The 16,730-nt window shown below is 67.8% G+C and carries 13 protein-coding genes; 9 read left to right on the forward strand and 4 right to left on the reverse strand.

The genetic code is table 11. The annotated features are described in order from the left end of the window. Window positions 1-40: 40 nt before the first annotated feature. Window positions 41-673: a hypothetical protein gene (locus PSR88_RS22675; protein WP_011596854.1), complete on the reverse strand. Its 633-nt coding sequence runs from the start codon at window positions 671-673 to the stop codon at window positions 41-43. A gap of 263 nt (window positions 674-936) precedes the next feature. Here PSR88_RS22675 and carD point away from each other — a divergent pair, with 263 nt between their 5' ends. From carD to PSR88_RS22705, 6 genes are all read left to right on the forward strand, one after another. After that, window positions 937-1,425 (forward strand): RNA polymerase-binding transcription factor CarD, encoded by a 489-nt coding sequence (gene carD, locus PSR88_RS22680; protein WP_005262216.1) that lies wholly within the window; start codon window positions 937-939, stop codon window positions 1,423-1,425. 18 nt (window positions 1,426-1,443) lie between these two features. Beyond that, a complete protein-coding gene (gene ispD / locus PSR88_RS22685; protein WP_016884135.1) occupies window positions 1,444-2,124 on the forward strand; it encodes a 2-C-methyl-D-erythritol 4-phosphate cytidylyltransferase in 681 nt (226 codons plus the stop codon). After that, the gene (gene ispF, locus PSR88_RS22690; RefSeq protein WP_009477526.1) at window positions 2,124-2,600 is read left to right on the forward strand and encodes a 2-C-methyl-D-erythritol 2,4-cyclodiphosphate synthase; all 477 of its coding nucleotides are present in this window, start codon (window positions 2,124-2,126) and stop codon (window positions 2,598-2,600) included. Before ispD ends, ispF begins: the two co-directional genes overlap by 1 nt. Window positions 2,601-2,611: 11 nt before the next feature. After that, window positions 2,612-4,006, forward strand: a complete 1,395-nt coding sequence (gene cysS / locus PSR88_RS22695; protein WP_011596856.1) for a cysteine--tRNA ligase — start codon at window positions 2,612-2,614, stop codon at window positions 4,004-4,006. 2 nt (window positions 4,007-4,008) lie between these two features. Beyond that, the gene (gene rlmB, locus PSR88_RS22700) at window positions 4,009-4,977 is read left to right on the forward strand and encodes a 23S rRNA (guanosine(2251)-2'-O)-methyltransferase RlmB (protein ID WP_009477528.1); all 969 of its coding nucleotides are present in this window, start codon (window positions 4,009-4,011) and stop codon (window positions 4,975-4,977) included. Between the two features lie 177 nt (window positions 4,978-5,154). Next, a complete protein-coding gene (locus tag PSR88_RS22705; protein WP_016884134.1) occupies window positions 5,155-6,351 on the forward strand; it encodes a fatty acid desaturase family protein in 1,197 nt (398 codons plus the stop codon). A gap of 4 nt (window positions 6,352-6,355) precedes the next feature. Here PSR88_RS22705 and PSR88_RS22710 read toward each other — a convergent pair whose 3' ends face one another. From PSR88_RS22710 to PSR88_RS22720, 3 genes are all read right to left on the reverse strand, one after another. Then, complete coding sequence (locus PSR88_RS22710) at window positions 6,356-7,237, reverse strand: biotin-dependent carboxyltransferase family protein (protein ID WP_011596859.1); 882 nt, start codon at window positions 7,235-7,237, stop codon at window positions 6,356-6,358. 57 nt (window positions 7,238-7,294) lie between these two features. Further along, entirely contained in the window at window positions 7,295-8,392 is a 1,098-nt protein-coding gene (gene ald, locus PSR88_RS22715; protein WP_016884133.1) for an alanine dehydrogenase, read from the reverse strand. A gap of 212 nt (window positions 8,393-8,604) precedes the next feature. Further along, window positions 8,605-10,212: a PucR family transcriptional regulator gene (locus tag PSR88_RS22720; protein ID WP_016884132.1), complete on the reverse strand. Its 1,608-nt coding sequence runs from the start codon at window positions 10,210-10,212 to the stop codon at window positions 8,605-8,607. 132 nt (window positions 10,213-10,344) lie between these two features. Here PSR88_RS22720 and PSR88_RS22725 point away from each other — a divergent pair, with 132 nt between their 5' ends. The 3 genes from PSR88_RS22725 to PSR88_RS22735 all read left to right on the forward strand — a co-directional run bounded on the left by PSR88_RS22725 (window position 10,345) and on the right by PSR88_RS22735 (window position 16,670). After that, window positions 10,345-11,862, forward strand: coding sequence for a CoA-acylating methylmalonate-semialdehyde dehydrogenase (locus PSR88_RS22725; RefSeq protein WP_342338455.1), 1,518 nt, complete (start codon window positions 10,345-10,347; stop codon window positions 11,860-11,862). A 20-nt stretch (window positions 11,863-11,882) separates the two neighbouring features. Continuing rightward, window positions 11,883-13,271: an aspartate aminotransferase family protein gene (locus tag PSR88_RS22730; protein ID WP_016884128.1), complete on the forward strand. Its 1,389-nt coding sequence runs from the start codon at window positions 11,883-11,885 to the stop codon at window positions 13,269-13,271. A 126-nt stretch (window positions 13,272-13,397) separates the two neighbouring features. After that, the gene (locus tag PSR88_RS22735) at window positions 13,398-16,670 is read left to right on the forward strand and encodes an NAD-glutamate dehydrogenase domain-containing protein (RefSeq protein ID WP_016884127.1); all 3,273 of its coding nucleotides are present in this window, start codon (window positions 13,398-13,400) and stop codon (window positions 16,668-16,670) included. Window positions 16,671-16,730: the final 60 nt, after the last annotated feature.

Raw genomic sequence — 16,730 nt, forward strand, 5'->3', positions numbered from 1 at the left:
CGGACCCGATACGGCTGCTAGTGTCCGCCGCCCTCGGCTTCTAGTGTCCGCCGCCCTCGGCTTCGGATCCGGGCGACGTGTCGGAGACGTGGCGCTCGGTCTCGTGGCCCGCGTCGACGGGAACGGACACGGTGACGTCGCCGGCCTTCTCGAACGCGAACGTGACGGGGAAGGTGAGGCCCGGGCGGACGCCCTCCTTCAGGCCGTCCAGGGTGACGAGGACGACGTCGACCGGTGCGTCGGCGCTCTCGTCCGTCTGACCGGCGGCCTCGGCGCTCGCTTCGGCGTCCTCGCCCGGCTGGCCGGCGACGAGAGCGGTCTGCGGCGCGATCTCCAGCCCGCCCGCCTTGTCGCCGAGGGTGACGGACTGCGCGAAGTCGGTGCTGATCCGGGTCAGCTTGTCCGGGGTGTCCTCGTTGTTGTTGATCGCGATGAACGAGAGGACGGCGTTGCCGCCCGGCTCGAGGCTGTACTCGGCGGAGTTGGGGTAGACCACGTGCACGTTGCGCAGGGCGATCGAGCCGACGTTCGCGCTGTTGCCGTTGACCGCGGCGACCTGACTCGACGTCTGAGTGATCTGGCCCGCGCTGCAGGCGGACAGCACGAGTGCTGCGCCGGCAGCGAGAGCGACGGCGGTAGCGACTCGGCGAGTCGACTTGTCGAGAGCAGTCACGAGTTGTCCTCCGGTGTCAGGTTCGCACTTCAACTAGGCAGAGTAGTAGTTCGCCCGCGTGGCCTGCTCGCTGGGTACTCACAATGGTTGTCTGCGTGCGGTTTCGGCGCTGGAGAACCGCCCGATCGGGGTGTCCGGAATGCACGTATCGGGGACCCTGTCAACCCCTACGGTCAGGCCATGATGCCCCTGACCTGCACCGTTGATGCGACCAGCTTCCGGACACGTGTTAAACTCGAATGATCGAAAGGGGCACGGGACAGATGATTTTTAAGGTCGGAGACACCGTCGTATACCCCCATCACGGTGCGGCGCTGATCGAAGCAATTGAAACCCGCACCATCAAGGGTGAGCAGAAGGAATATCTCGTTCTCAAGGTTGCTCAGGGCGATCTCACCGTACGGGTTCCCGCAGACAACGCAGAGTACGTGGGCGTACGCGACGTCGTCGGCCAGGAAGGTCTCGACAAGGTCTTCCAGGTACTGCGGGCACCGCACACCGAAGAACCCACCAACTGGTCACGCCGCTACAAGGCGAATCTCGAAAAGCTCGCGTCTGGTGACGTCAACAAGGTTGCCGAGGTCGTTCGGGACCTGTGGCGTCGTGAGCAGGATCGCGGCCTGTCCGCAGGAGAGAAGCGCATGCTCGCGAAGGCGCGGCAGATTCTTGTCGGCGAGCTCGCACTGGCCGAAGGCACCGACAGCGACAAGGCCGAGACCATCCTCGACGAGGTCCTCGCGGCCGCGTCCTAGACAGTCGCGATACACACAGTGGCCGACGGAAAAGGTCCTGTAGTCGCGCTGGTTCCCGCCGCAGGTCAGGGAGTACGTTTGGGCGAGAACAAGCCCAAGGCATTCGTTGATCTGGGTGGGACGACCATGCTGACACGCGCGGTCGACGGGCTCCTGCAGTCGGGGGCTGTCGACCGCGTCGTCGTGATCGTTCCGGAGGAGCTCGTCGAGTCGACGCGAACCCTCCTTCCCGGCGAGGTCACCGTCGTGGCCGGCGGAAGTGAGCGGACCGATTCGGTTCGCGCCGGACTGGCCGTCGCGGATGACGCCGACTATGTGCTCGTGCACGACGCCGCCCGCGCGCTCACGCCACCGTCGCTCATCGCGCGGGTGGTCGAGGAGCTGCGATGCGGCCGCAATGCGGTCATCCCCGTCCTGCCGGTGACGGACACCATCAAGACCGTCGACGTTCTCGGCGCGGTCACCGGCACCCCCGAACGGTCCGAACTGCGGGCCGTACAGACGCCGCAGGGTTTCACCGCGGAACTGCTCCGGCGCGCCTACGCTGCCGCCGACGGCATCGCCACGGACGACGCCGGCCTGGTGGAGCGCCTCGGGGAACGGGTCCGCAGCATCGTCGGAGAACCCACAGCATTCAAGATCACCACGCCGCTGGACCTCGTGCTGGCCCGCGCGCTGGTGGAAGAGGGAGCGCACTAGTGCGAGTCGGAATCGGGACGGACGTCCACCCGATCGAGCAGGGGCGGCCGTGCTGGATGGCCGGCCTGCTGTTCGAGGACGAGAACGGCTGCGCGGGTCACTCCGACGGCGACGTCGCCGTTCACGCACTCTGCGACGCCCTGCTCTCCGCCGCCGGACTCGGCGACCTCGGCTCCGTCTTCGGAACCGGGCGGCCCGAGTGGTCCGGGGTGAGCGGTGCCGCGATGCTCGCCGAGGTACGCCGTCTCCTCGAAGAGGACGACTTCGACGTCGCCAACGCCGCGGTCCAGGTGATCGGGAACCGGCCGAAGATCGGCCCGCGCCGAAACGAGGCACAGAAGGTGCTGAGCGACATTCTGGGCGCGCCGGTTTCGGTGTCCGCGACCACCACGGACGGGCTCGGCCTCACCGGGCGCGGCGAGGGGATCGCCGCCATGGCCACCGCGTTGGTCATTCCCGGTCGAAGCGCCAGGTAGGATCGCTGGTCGTGACCCTGCGCCTATTCGACACCGAGACGCGGGCCTTGCGTGACTTCGTTCCGCTGGCCCCTGGACACGCATCGGTGTACCTGTGCGGCGCCACGGTGCAGGGCGACCCCCATATCGGCCACGTACGCAGCGGCGTCGCATTCGACGTGCTGCGGCGGTGGCTGCTCGCCCACGACTACGACGTGGCGTTCGTCCGCAACGTCACGGACATCGAAGACAAGATCCTGAACAAGGCCGCGGAGGCGGGCAGGCCGTGGTGGGAGTGGGCCGCCACGTTCGAGCGGTCCTTCACCTGGGCCTACCAGCAGCTGGGTGTGCTGCCGCCGTCCGTCGAGCCGCGAGCCACCGGCCACATCACGCAGATGGTCGAGATGATGCAGCGCCTCATCGACAACGGCCATGCGTACGCGGCGGGCGGGGACGTCTACTTCGACGTCCGCAGCTACCCCCGGTACGGCAGCCTGTCCGGGCACAAGCTCGACGACGTCCACCAGGGCGAGAGCGCAGGCGAATGCAAGCGCGATCCCCGCGACTTCACGCTGTGGAAGGCGGAGAAGCCGGGAGAGCCGTCGTGGCCGACGCCGTGGGGCCGGGGCCGTCCCGGCTGGCACCTCGAATGCTCCGCGATGGCCGAGTTCTACCTCGGCGCCGCGTTCGACATCCACTGCGGTGGTCTGGACCTGGTGTTCCCGCACCACGAGAACGAGATCGCGCAGGCCAAGTGCGCCGGCGACGACTTTGCGCAGTACTGGCTGCACAACGGCTGGGTCACCATGGGTGGCGAGAAGATGTCGAAGTCGCTCGGCAACGTTCTCTCGGTGCCGAACGTGCTGAAAAAGGTTCGCCCGCAAGAGCTTCGGTACTACCTGGGCAGTGCCCACTACCGGTCGATGCTCGAATACTCCGACACCGCGCTCGACGAGGGGGCTGCGGCGTTCCGTCGGATCGAGTCGTTCGTCCTGCGCACGCAGGAACGTGCCGGTGAGGTTCCGGTCGGCCTGTGGACCGAGGCGTTCGCTCGCGCGCTCGACGACGACCTCGCCGTCCCCGCCGCGCTCGCCGAGGTGCATGGAAAGGTCCGCGAGGGCAACATCGCCCTCGACGGCGGAGATCTCGAGGGTGCGCGCGGGATCGCGTCGCAGGTCCGGGCCATGCTCGGAATCCTCGGCGTCGACCCGCTGGACGAGCACTGGACTCAGGAGACCGCGGACGCGTCCGCGGCAACCGATGCCCTGGACGTTCTGGTCCGGGCCGAACTCGAGCGCAGGCAGAGTGCCCGCGCCGAGAAGAACTGGGCTGTGGCCGACGAGGTGCGTGACCGTCTCATCCGGGCGGGCATCGAGGTCACCGATACCCCCAACGGGCCCGAGTGGTCTCTCAAGGCAGGACAGTAGTAATGGCTGGAAATTCGAGTAGGCGTGGAGCCATCCGCAAGACCGGTACCAAGAAGGGGCAGGTCGCCGGTTCCGGTGGCCAGCGCCGCAAGGGGCTGGAAGGCCGCGGCGCCACCCCGCCCGCGGAGGCCCGCACCAAACACCCCGCCGCCAAGCGCGCCGCCCGCGCAGCCAGGGAAGCCGACAAGCAGCCCGGCCGCGGTCGTCAGACCGCCGGACGCAAGGTGCTCGACGGCCCCGAGAACGTGCTGGGCCGCAACCCCGTCGTCGAGTGCCTGCGCGCCGGTGTCCCCGCGACCGCGCTGTACGTCGCGGTCGGGACCGAGAGCGACGATCGCCTGAAGGAATCCGTTCAGCGGGCGGCCGACGCGGGCATCTCCATCCTCGAGGTTCCCCGGACCGATCTCGACCGGCTCAGCGCCAACGGCATGCATCAGGGCATCGCGTTGCAGGTGCCGCCGTACCGCTACGCGCACCCCGACGACCTGATCGCGGAAGCGCGCAAGCACCAGGAGGCGCCGCTACTCGTGGCCCTCGACAACATCACCGATCCCCGCAACCTCGGTGCCGTCGTGCGGTCGGTGGCCGCGTTCGGCGGTCACGGTGTGGTGATCCCGGAGCGCCGCAGTGCGTCGGTCACCGCGGTCGCGTGGCGGACGAGTGCCGGCGCGGCAGCCCGCCTGCCGATCGCCCGCGCTACCAATCTCACTCGCACGCTGAAGGATTGGGCGTCCAAGGGCGTTCAGGTGGTCGGTCTCGATGCGGGTGGCGACACCACACTCGACGAGTTCGACGGCAGCGGCCCCGTGGTGGTCGTGGTCGGCTCCGAGGGCAAGGGACTGTCGCGTCTCGTCCGCGAGAACTGCGACGCCATCCTCAGCATCCCGATGGCAGGCCCCGTCGAATCGCTCAACGCGTCCGTCGCCGCGGGTGTCGTGCTCGCCGACATCGCTCGCCGTCGCCGCGGCTAAGCTGCGGATCCGCGAACAGCAGGGCGTCCTCGGGGCCGCTTGGCCCGCACAGCCGGTAGTGATCCGAGGGCGTCGCTGTCAACGCTGTCGGCACCTACCGTAGACCTACAGTGTTGACAGGCTGCTACCAGCGGCGTTCACTGAGATCATCAGTGGCCGCGAGGTTGGAGGCCGGTCATGGCAATCACCGATATCAAGGAATACGCGCACCTCACCCAGCAGGACGTCGAGGCGCTCGGATTCGAACTCGACGCACTTCGCCGCGACGTCGCGGAGTCCCTCGGGGAGAAGGACGCGACGTACATCCGCCGCACCATCGCGTTCCAGCGCGTGCTCGACGGACTCGCGCGACTGGTCATCCACGGCAGCCGGACGACCACGGGCGTGGTTCTCGGTACGACCGCACTGGGTGCGGCCAAGAGCATCGAGAACATGGAGATCAGCCACAACGTCTCGCACGGCCAGTGGGACTGGATGAACGATCCCGAGATCCACTCGAGTACCTGGGAGTGGGATCAGGTAGGGCCGTCGTCGCAGTGGAAGTATGCGCACAACTTCCGTCACCACAAGTACACCAACGTGCTCGGAATGGACGAGGACGTCGGGTTCGGCGTCATGCGGGTCACTCGTGATCAGGAATGGCGTCCGATCCACCTGCTGCAGCCGATTCAAAATCTGCTGCTCGCGGCGTCGTTCGAATGGGGCATCGCGCTCCACGATCTGCTTCCGCCCAGTGCCGAAGACAAGGCGAGTCGGCGTCTGCGTCCACCGGTGCGAGATCTGCTCGGCAAGATCGCGCGGCAGATGGGCAAGGACTACGTGCTGTTCCCCGTTCTCAGTGGGCGGCGGTGGCGGCGAACGCTGAAGGCGAATCTCGTCGCCAACCTCCTGCGGAACGTGTGGTCGTACGTCGTGATCTTCTGCGGGCACTTCCCCGACGGAGCGGAGAAGTTCACGCTCGCGGAGCTCGAGCACGAAAACCGGGCCGAGTGGTATCTCCGCCAGATGCTCGGCACCGCGAACTTCCGGGCCGGCGCCGTCATGGCCTTCATGAGCGGCAACCTGTGCTATCAGATCGAGCACCACCTCTTCCCCGACCTTCCCAGCAATCGGTACGCCGAGATCTCGACCGCGGTGCGCGGCTTGTGCGAGAAGTACGACTTGCCGTACACCACCGGTTCGCTTGCGCGGCAGTACCTTCTGACGCTGCGCACCATTCACAAACTGGCGCTGCCCAACCGGTTCCTCCGGGCGACGTCCGACGACGCGCCGGAGACGGCGTCGGAAGTGAAGTTCCGCGGGCGGTCGGCGCTCGGCGCCGATCCCGTGACCGGACGCCTTCGCGGGCTCCGGACCGCCCTGGCCGCGAGGTAGACCGTCACCGCGGGATGGTCGACGCTACCGTTCGATGGAAGCGGACCCGGTGCCCGGGACGCAATTGCGCGGCCACCGGCAGATCGGCCTCGGCCACCACGGCGATCACCGGATAGCCGCCGGTCACCGGATGATCGGCCAGGAACAGGATGGGCCGACCGTTGGGCGGCACCTGCAACGCCCCCGCCACCATCGCCTCGCTCGGCATCTCTTCCGTCACGGCGCGGTGCAACGGTCCCGGACCTTCGAGCCGCGCCCCCACGCGATTGGTGTCGGAGCTGACCGTCCACGTCTCGCGGAGAAGGGCCTCGACGGACGCTGGCGTGAACCAGTCGTCCCGCGGTCCGAGCCGAACGCGCATCATCAGGGGATCCTCGGGAGCGACGGGTGGGGGGATGATCTCGTCCGCAGGCCAGTCGCCGGCATCCGCACCGACCAGCAGCCGATCACCCTCGGCGACAGGATCGGGGCCGATCCCCGACAGAGTGTCGGTGGACCGGCTCCCCATCACCGCGGGCACGTCGAAACCTCCGCGCACCGCGACGTAGCTGCGAAGTCCCTCCGACGCGAACGCGATCTCCAGCAGGTCGCCGGTCGTCAGGTGCAGCATCGTGTAGTCGGGCCGGGGTTCGGAGTTGACGGTGACGGGGTTGCGGGCGCCAGTGACGGCGACGGAGACGGTCCCGGCCGCACGCACCGCGAGCCCACCCAGCGTGACCTCCAGCGTAGCTGCGCCGGAGTGGTTGCCCACCAACCTGTTTGCGCTATCGTGCGCGTCTCGGTCGGCGGCACCCGACTCGCCGACGCCGATCGACGCGTAACCGGGGCGGCCCCGATCCTGCACGGTGGTGAAGGGTCCGGTGCGCACGACCTCGAGCCAAGCCATCGTTCGATTGTCCCGCATCCACACGTCTGCTGGATACGCTCTCGTCGGATCAGTCGCTCAGGAGACTGCGGTGTAGCCGTGCGCGGCAGCGACTTCGGCGGACAGCAGCTGTCCGTCGTGGGTGGACAGTCCCGCGGCGAGTCCGGGGACGGTCGCGGTGGCTTCCTTCCAGCCCTTGTCGGCGAGCGCGGCGACGTAGGGGAGGGTGGCGTTGGTGAGGGCGTAGGTGGAGGTGCGGGGGACGGCGCCGGGCATGTTGGCGACGCAGTAGAAGACGGAGTCGTGGACCTGGTAGGTGGGCTCGGCGTGGGTGGTGGGTCGTGAGTCCTCGAAGCAGCCGCCCTGGTCGATGGCGATGTCGACGAGCACCGAGCCGGGCTTCATCCGTGAGACGAGGTTGTTGGAGACGAGGGTGGGGGCCTTGGCGCCGGGGACGAGGACGGCGCCGATGACGAGGTCGGCGCCCTGGACGGCCTGTTCGAGTTCGAGGCTGTTGGAAGCGATGGTCTTGACCTGGCCGTGGTAGAGGGCGTCGATCTCTCGGAGGCGGGCGATGGACAGGTCCAGGACGGTGACGTCGGCCTGCATGCCGTAGGCGATCGCGATCGCGTTCTTGCCGGAGACGCCGGCGCCGATGACGACGACCTTGGCGGGGCGCACGCCGGGGACGCCGCCCATCAGGACGCCGCGGCCGCCGCCGTGGCGCATGAGGTGGTAGGCGCCGGCCTGTGGGGCGAGGCGTCCGGCGACCTCGCTCATCGGGGCGAGCAGGGGGAGGGAACCGTCGGCGCCGACGACGGTTTCGTAGGCGATGGAGGTGGTCTTCGACGCGAGCAGTGCGTCGGTGCACTCCTTCGATGCGGCGAGGTGCAGGTAGGTGAACAGCACCTGGTCCTGGCGCAGGCGGGCGTATTCCTCGGCGATGGGTTCCTTGACCTTCAGGAGCAGGTCGGCGGTGTCCCATACCTGGTCGGCGGCCTGGAGGATCTGGGCGCCTGCGGCTTTGAAGTCTTCGTCGGCGAAGGACGAGCCGATGCCTGCGCCGGATTCGATGACGACCTCGTGGCCGCGTTCGCTGAGTTCGTGGACACCGGCGGGGCTGATGGCCACGCGGTACTCGTGGTTCTTGATTTCGCGGGGGATGCCGATCTTCATGAGAGCTCCGTGCTGTCGAAAATTCGATTGGTAGGTGCCAATAGTGAAGAAAGCAACCATTCATGCCAAGAGTTGTGAAGATAATTCTCAACATGTTGGTGCTGGCTCGCGACTATTCGAATACGGGCACCCTGAGCCGGTCGTCGTCGAACGATGTTCGAGAATGGCTTCGCCCCGTGAGTACTTATTAACCGCCCGACGTTAATAAGTACTCACGGGTGGCGGAGCCGCAGGATCAGCATGGCCGCGTGCAGCGACGTCCGGGACTCGGCGTCGTCGAGGCCGACACCGAGCAGTCGCTGGATCGTGGCCAGTTTCGCGTAGAGCGTGGGGCGGGAGAGATGGAGCTGTTTCGCGAGTTCCGTCTTGTTGCCACCGAGTTCGAGGAAGCTGCGCAGGACGTCGACGCTGTCGCCGCCGTGCCGCGCCTGATGCTCCAGCAGGCCGCGGAGTTCGGTCTCGGCGAAAGCCTGCACACGCGGATCGGTCCGGATGAGGGCGAGGAGACCGCGCAACCGGATGTCGGCTGCTCGGTGAAAGACCTTGTCGCCCGGTGGCAACGACAGCGCGACCTCGGCGATGTGAGCGGATTCCGTCAGGCCGCCTGCGGCGTCCAGGAGCCGGGTCGATTCGGGACCGACGCCGATCGTGCACTGCAGGACGCCGTCCAGCCGGGTGAGTGCGGCACGGATCGCCGCGCCGAGTTCGGGCAGCGCGTCGGGTGTGGACGCCGGTGGATGGGACAGGAGCAGGTCGATCTGCCCGGCGCGGGTGTTCGCGGTGAGTGCGGTTTGCCGCGACGTCCGGACCGCGTGGCGGACGGCGTCCAGCATGTTCACTCGGCGTCGCTGCGCGAGAACCTGGTCAGCGCTGGCGGTTTCGCTGACCCGGACGGTCATCGGCAGGTAGGTCAGCGCCGGCCGGAGGCCGAGCGCATGGGCACGCGCGGTCGCTTCGGCCTCGTCCTGGATGCGTCCGCGGCGGAGTTCGTCGACGAGTCCGCTCTGGGCCTGCTGCTCGAGTGCGGTCCGGTCCTGCTCGACCATGCGGTTCAGTGCGAGCGCCTGCGCGGCACGTTCGAGGGTCATCCGCGCCCGACCTTCGGCGGCGACGGGTCGGGGGGCGACGAGTCGTCCCCATTCCTGCCGATGTGCGCCGACGGGCGTCGTCGTCCACGACTCCGGGCCGTCGACCGCGGTCTGGTGCGACACGGGCGTCAGCCGCGATCGACGTTCCCACTCGGCGAGGAGGTCCGCCGCCGTGGTTCCCTGCGCCGCGAACGCCAGTACCTGCCGGTTGAGGTCCTCGAGGACGATCGGGGCGCCGAGCATGCCGGCTGCGGCGTCGACGATCTCACCGAGTGACGCCCGCTTCATGCTCAGGTCGGTGAAGACCTCGTGCGCGTGCCGAGCGAAGGCGACCTCGTCGTACTGCTCCGCGACGATCGAGCGGTGCACTTCCTCGGTGACCTCGACGAACCGGACCTGACGGTGCAGTGCGACGACCGGAAACGACAGTCTGTCGGCGGCGCGCGCCACCCCGTCCGGCACCGTGTCGACGTGCACGCCGAGTTCGACGACGAGTCCGGCTGCGCCCGCCGCGGCCAGTCCCTCGAGGTACGCCACGCTCGACGAGGCGTCTGCGAGGGGCTGGCCGGTGGTGAGGACGAGTTCGCCACCCTGGAGAAGGTTCGACAGGTCGGGTAGATCGCTGACGTGCACCCATCGGACCGGTCTGTCGAGCGGTCCGCCGCCGATCACCTCGGGTGTTCCCGCCTGCACGACCGGGAGCGCCAGGATGTCGACGATGGTGGGCTGCATTTACGTAGTGTAAATCAGACGTCGAATTTCCTTACAGATCGTCGGGCTCCAGTGCTTGGTTCAGGGACCAGAGTGAAGACATCGCACTTCGCGCGGAGGTTCCGCGTATCGGCTCTCTCGGTAAGGACACCCATGACACACAGCGATGGCGCAGCGCAGACCCGGACCATCACGCACTGGTTCGACAACAAGAGCTTCACGGGTACGAGTGGCAACACCGCTGCGGTGACGAATCCGGCGACCGGTGCCGTCACCGGTCAGGTCGCCCTCGCCAGCGTCGAGGACGCCCGCGCCGTCATCGACGCCGCCGCCGCCGCGTTCCCCGCCTGGCGCGACACCTCCCTCGCCAAGCGCACCCAGGTGATCTTCACGTTCCGGGAACTGCTCAACGCCCGCAAGGGCGAACTCGCCGAGATCATCACCGCCGAGCACGGCAAGGTCGTCTCCGACGCCCTCGGTGAGGTGTCCCGCGGCCAGGAGGTCGTCGAATTCGCCTGCGGCATCGCGCACCTGCTCAAGGGCGGCATGACCGAAAACGCCTCCACCAACATCGACGTCTCCTCCCTCCGCCAACCCGTCGGCCCGGTCGGGATCATCTCCCCGTTCAACTTCCCCGCCATGGTCCCGATGTGGTTCTTCCCCATCGCCATCGCCGCCGGCAACACCGTCGTCCTCAAACCCAGCGAGAAGGACCCGACCGCCGCGATCTGGATGGCCGAACTCTGGGCCGAGGCCGGCCTGCCCGCCGGGGTCTTCAACGTGCTGCAGGGCGACAAGACCGCCGTCGACGAACTGCTCACCAACCCCGCCATCAAGGCCATCAGCTTCGTCGGCTCCACCCCCATCGCCCAGTACGTCTACGCCACCGGCACCGCCCACGGCAAACGCGTCCAAGCCCTCGGCGGGGCGAAGAACCACGCCATCGTCCTCCCCGACGCCGACCTGGACCTGGCCGCCGACGCCATGGTCAACGCCGGCTTCGGCTCCGCCGGCGAACGCTGCATGGCCATCAGTGCCCTGGTCGCGGTCGGCGACATCGCCGACGAACTCGTCGCCAAGATCAAGGACCGCACCGACACGCTCAAGATCGGCGACGGCACCCGGGACTCCGACATGGGACCACTGGTGACCAAGGTGCACCGCGACAAGGTCGCCTCCTACATCGACGCCGGCGAAAACGACGGCGCCACCATCGTCGTCGACGGGCGCACCGTGCAGGCCAATGGCGGCAAGGACGGGTTCTGGCTCGGACCGACCCTGATCGACCACGTCACCACCGACATGAGCGTGTACACCGACGAAATCTTCGGACCCGTCCTCTCCGTCATCCGGGTCGGCTCCTACGACGAGGCCCTGGAATTGGTGAACTCGAGCCCGTTCGGCAACGGCACCGCCATCTTCACCAACGACGGCGGCGCCGCCCGACGATTCCAGAACGAGGTCGAGGTCGGCATGGTCGGCATCAACGTCCCCATCCCCGTCCCCACCGCGTATTACTCCTTCGGTGGCTGGAAGAACTCCCTGTTCGGCGACACCCACGCCCACGGCACCGAAGGCGTGCACTTCTTCACCCGCGGCAAGGTCGTCACCACCCGCTGGCTCGACCCCAGCCACGGCGGCCTCAACCTCGGATTCCCCCAGAACAACTGAGCCGGAAAGGACCTACGGTCATGACGACGACAGTCTCCCAGGAACTCCTGCCCACCGGTCAGTCCCTCGATGCGGCGCGCGTCGAAGGGGAGCGCGCGTATGCCCTCGACCGTGCGCACGTGTTCCACTCGTGGTCCGCGCAGGAGCAGATCACCCCGATGACGATCCTCGCGTCGGAGGGTTCGTACGTGTGGGACGGCGCCGGGAACCGCATGCTCGACTTCTCGTCCCAGCTCGTCAACACGAACATCGGGCACCAGCACCCCAAAGTCGTTGCCGCCATCCAGGATCAGGCCGCGAAGCTGTGTACCATCGCACCGCAGTACGCGAACGACGCCCGCTCCGAGGCCGCCCGGCTGATCGCCGAGCGGACCCCGGGTGACCTGAACAAGGTGTTCTTCACCAACGGCGGCGCCGACGCCAACGAGCACGCCGTGCGCATGGCCCGGTTGCACACCGGCCGCTACAAGGTGCTGTCGCGGTACCGCTCGTACCACGGCGGCACGGACACCGCGATCAACCTCACCGGCGACCCGCGCCGGTGGCCCAACGACTACGGCAACAGCGGAGTCGTCCACTTCCACGGGCCGTTCCTGTACCGGTCGCAGTTCCACTCGGAGAACGAGCAGCAGGAAACCGAGCGCGCGCTCGAGCACCTCGACCAGCTGATCCGCCTCGAGGGGCCGAACTCGATCGCTGCGATCGTGCTCGAATCGGTTCCCGGGACCGCGGGGATCATGGTGCCCCCGCCCGGCTACATGGCCGGTGTGCGCGAGATCTGCGACCGCTACGGCATCGTGTTCATCGCCGACGAGGTGATGTCCGGGTTCGGCCGGACCGGAAAGTGGTTCGCGATCGACCATGTCGGTGTCGTTCCCGACCTGATCACGTTCGCGAAGGGGGTCAACTCCGGCTACGTGCCGCTCGGTGGTGTCGCGATCAGCGAGAAGATCGCGGCGACGTTCGCCGACCGGCCGTACCCCGGCGGGCTCACCTACTCGGGACACCCGCTCGCCACCGCGGCCGCCGTCGCGACGATCAACGCGATGGAGGACGAGCGGATCGTCGAGAACGCGGCCCGGATCGGCAGCGAGATCCTCGGCCCCGGACTGCGGGGCCTCGCCGACCGGCACCCGTCGATCGGTGAAGTCCGCGGACTCGGCGTGTTCTGGGCGATCGAACTCGTCGCCGACCGTACCACGAAGGAACCGCTGGCTCCGTACGGCGCCTCCAGCCCGGCGATGAACGAGGTGATCGCGGCGTGCAAGGCAGGAGGATTGCTGCCGTTCGCCAACTTCAATCGCATTCACGCCGTGCCGCCGTGCACCGTCACCGAGGCCGAGGCCCGTGAGGGGCTCGCGATCCTCGACACGGTTCTCGACATCGCGGACGCACACCGCAACTCCTGACACCCGTCTGCCGACACATCCGTGTCCTGACACTCGATCCGTCCCGCGGTCAATGGCGCCCGCGGGACGGATCTTTCTCGTTTTCCACGACAACACACGGCGCCCGGATCTCAACGGAGAGAATCTATGAGCTCGACCACGTCCACGCTCGCACTGTCCCTGCCGGAAGGCTATGTCGAAGAACGGGATCGGCCGCCCGTTCCCGACGTCGCGATCCTCGACCGCCTGACCGCCGACGCATTCGACCTGCACGTCGACACCGTCGGACCGAACGAGAACCGGCAACTGCGGGTCACGCTCTACAGCGGAGACTCGACCGTGTCGCTCGAACGGGTGCTGCGACTTCTCGGGAGCCTCGACCTCGAGGTCGAGGGTCAGCGGACGTCGGTGTTCCGCCGCGCCGACGGACTGGTGTGCCGGCTCTACGACTTCCGGGTGTCCGCGGGACCGCTCGTCGCGTCCGCGGTGGCCTCGGGATCCGTCGAACCCGAGTCCGTCCTGGAGACGTTTCGTGCGATGTGGTCGGGCCGCGCGGAGGCGGATCGGTTCAACGTGCTGGTGCTCGCCGCCGGCCTGGACTGGCGGGAGGTGGTGCTCCTGCGCGCGTACGCACGCTTCCTGCGGCAGAGTGCTCTGCCGTACGACCAGGGCCGGATCGAGGCGGTCCTGCTGTCGCGTCCCGAGTTCGCGTCGGCGCTCGTCGAGCTGTTCCATGCGCATTTCGATCCATCCCGTCCCGGTGGCGGCACGTCCCGCGACGACGACGTCGAACAGTGTGCGCGCCGGGTCGAATCGCTGCTCGCCGACGTGGAGGGCCTCGACGCCGACCGTATCCTGCGCGCATACTCGGGCCTCGTCGCGGCGACGACCCGCACCAACTTCTATCGGGACGGCGCGCTCGGTCCGGCTCGTCCCCAGTTGTCGCTGAAGTTCCGCTCCGGCGAGATCGACGAACTTCCGCGGCCGCGGCCGTTCTACGAGGTCTTCGTGTATTCGCCGGACATGGAGGGCGTGCACCTGCGATACGGACCCGTCGCGCGCGGCGGGCTCCGCTGGTCCGACCGCCTCGACGACTACCGCACCGAGATCCTCGGTCTCGTCAAGGCGCAGGCAGTGAAGAACGCCGTCATCGTGCCCGCGGGCGCCAAGGGCGGTTTCGTCGTGCGCAACCCGTCGTCCACCGGCCAGGTCTGCTACCGGCAGCTCATCTCCGGGCTGCTCGACGTCACCGACAACCGTTCGGACACAGCCGAATCGGTTCATCCGGACGGTGTCGTCTGCCGGGACGGCGACGACCCCTACCTCGTGGTGGCGGCGGACAAGGGCACTGCCACGTTCTCCGACACCGCCAACGATGTGGCCCGGACGTACGACTTCTGGCTCGGTGACGCGTTCGCGTCCGGTGGTTCGGTCGGCTACGACCACAAGAAGATGGGCATCACCGCGAAGGGTGCGTGGGTGAGCGTCACCCGGCATCTGGCCGAACTCGGAATCGACGTCGACCGTGACAGTTTCACGGTGACGGGGATCGGCGACATGAGCGGCGACGTCTTCGGGAACGCCATGCTGGCGAGTGCCGGCATCGGGCTGGTCGCCGCGTTCGACCACCGCCACATCTTCGTCGACCCCACTCCCGGCCGGGAGCAGGCCTGGCAGGAACGCCGCCGGTTGTTCGAGCTGCCGAGGTCGTCGTGGGCCGACTACGACCGGACTCTCATCAGTGAAGGCGGTGGCGTCTGGTCGCGTGAGAGCAAATCGATTCCGGTGAGCAGCCAGATGCGGACGGCGCTCGGTCTCGCCTCGTCGGTGACGACGCTGACGCCGCCGGAGATGATCCGCGCCATCCTCGCCGCCCCGGTGGATCTCCTGTTCAACGGCGGCGTCGGGACGTACGTCAAGGCCTCGTCGGAGTCGCACACGGACGCGGGTGACAAAGCGAACGACACCGTCCGGATCGATGCGGGCCGGCTGCGTGCACGCGCTGTCGCCGAGGGCGGCAACCTGGGTATGACGCCGCTCGCTCGCATCGAATTCGCCCGCACGGGTGGGCTCGTCAACACCGACGCACTGGACAATTCGGCCGGAGTGGACTGTTCCGACCACGAGGTCAACATCAAGATCCTGCTCGACTCGCTGCCCGTCGACCGGCGGCTGGACCCGGTGCGGCGCTCGGACCTGCTCGGTTCGCTCACCGACGACGTGTCGGAACTCGTGCTCGCGAACAATCGCGCGCAGAACCGGGTACTCGGCGACGCCCGGTCGAATGCCCACCGGATGGTGGACGTGCACGCGAGGATGGTGAACGACCTGGTCGAAAAGCGCGGCCTGGACTGCGACCTGGAGGCGCTTCCGAACCCCGACGGCTTCGCCGAACTGTCGGAGGCAGGGGTCGGACTGACCTCGCCGGAACTGGCGACCCTCCTCGCCCACGCCAAGCTGGATCTGAAAGCGGAACTCGAGGATACGGACGTCTTCTCCGACGGGTACTTCTCCGAACGGCTCGGCGCGTACTTCCCCGCCGCGCTGCGCTCCGTCCTCCCCGTCGACGCGCACCCCCTCCGCCAGGAGATCCTCGCCACCGAGATCGTGAACGACATCTTCGCCCGCGGCGGGCTCACGTACGCGTACCGGCTGCGCGAGGAGACGGGGGCCGGACCCGCGGATGTGGTGCGCGCGTTCGTCATCACGTCGGAGGTGTTCGGGCTTGCGGAACTCTGGTCCGACATCGCCGCGGCGAAGCTGCCGCCGGCGACGGAGTACGAACTGGTCGTCGAGGCCCGCAGGCTGCTCGACCGGGCGGCGCGGTGGTTCCTCGCCAACCGTCGTCAGCCGCTGTCGGTGGACGCCGAGATCGACGATTTCCGACGCCACGTCCACATCCATTCCGGTGACGTCGGCGGATGGCTCCGCGGCGCGGAGGTGCTGGCGATGGAGGACACGCGTCGCTCCTACGACGAGGCGGGCGTCGAGACGTCCATCGCCCGTCGTATCGCGGACGGCCTCTACCGGTTCAGCCTGCTCGACATCGTGGACGTCGCCCGCGAACTGGAGCACGACGTCGCCGAGGTGGCGCCGCTCTACTTCGCGCTCTCCGATCACCTCGGCGTGGATCGATGGCTGATCAAGGTGTCGGCGCTTCCGCGGGGCGAGCGGTGGCACACCCTCGCCCGGGTGGCGCTGCGGGACGACCTGTACCGCTCCGTCCGCCTCCTGACCCGGGACGTACTGTCGTCGGGGGAGCCCGGTGACGAACCGGACTCCCGGATTCTGCTGTGGGAGAGTACGAATCGAGCGAGAATCGAGCGTGCTCGCCGGACGCTGTCGGAGATCGACGCCGCGTCCACCCACGATCTCGCGTCGTTGTCGGTCGCGGCGCGCCACGTGCGATCGATGGCATAATGCGCTTCGCGCCTGTGAGTACTTATTAACGTCGGGCGGTTAATAAGTACTCACAGGCGA

Origin of the sequence: Rhodococcus sp. DK176 (assembly GCF_038447315.2) — a bacterium.
Lineage (GTDB): Bacteria > Actinomycetota > Actinomycetes > Mycobacteriales > Mycobacteriaceae > Rhodococcus_F > Rhodococcus_F jostii_A.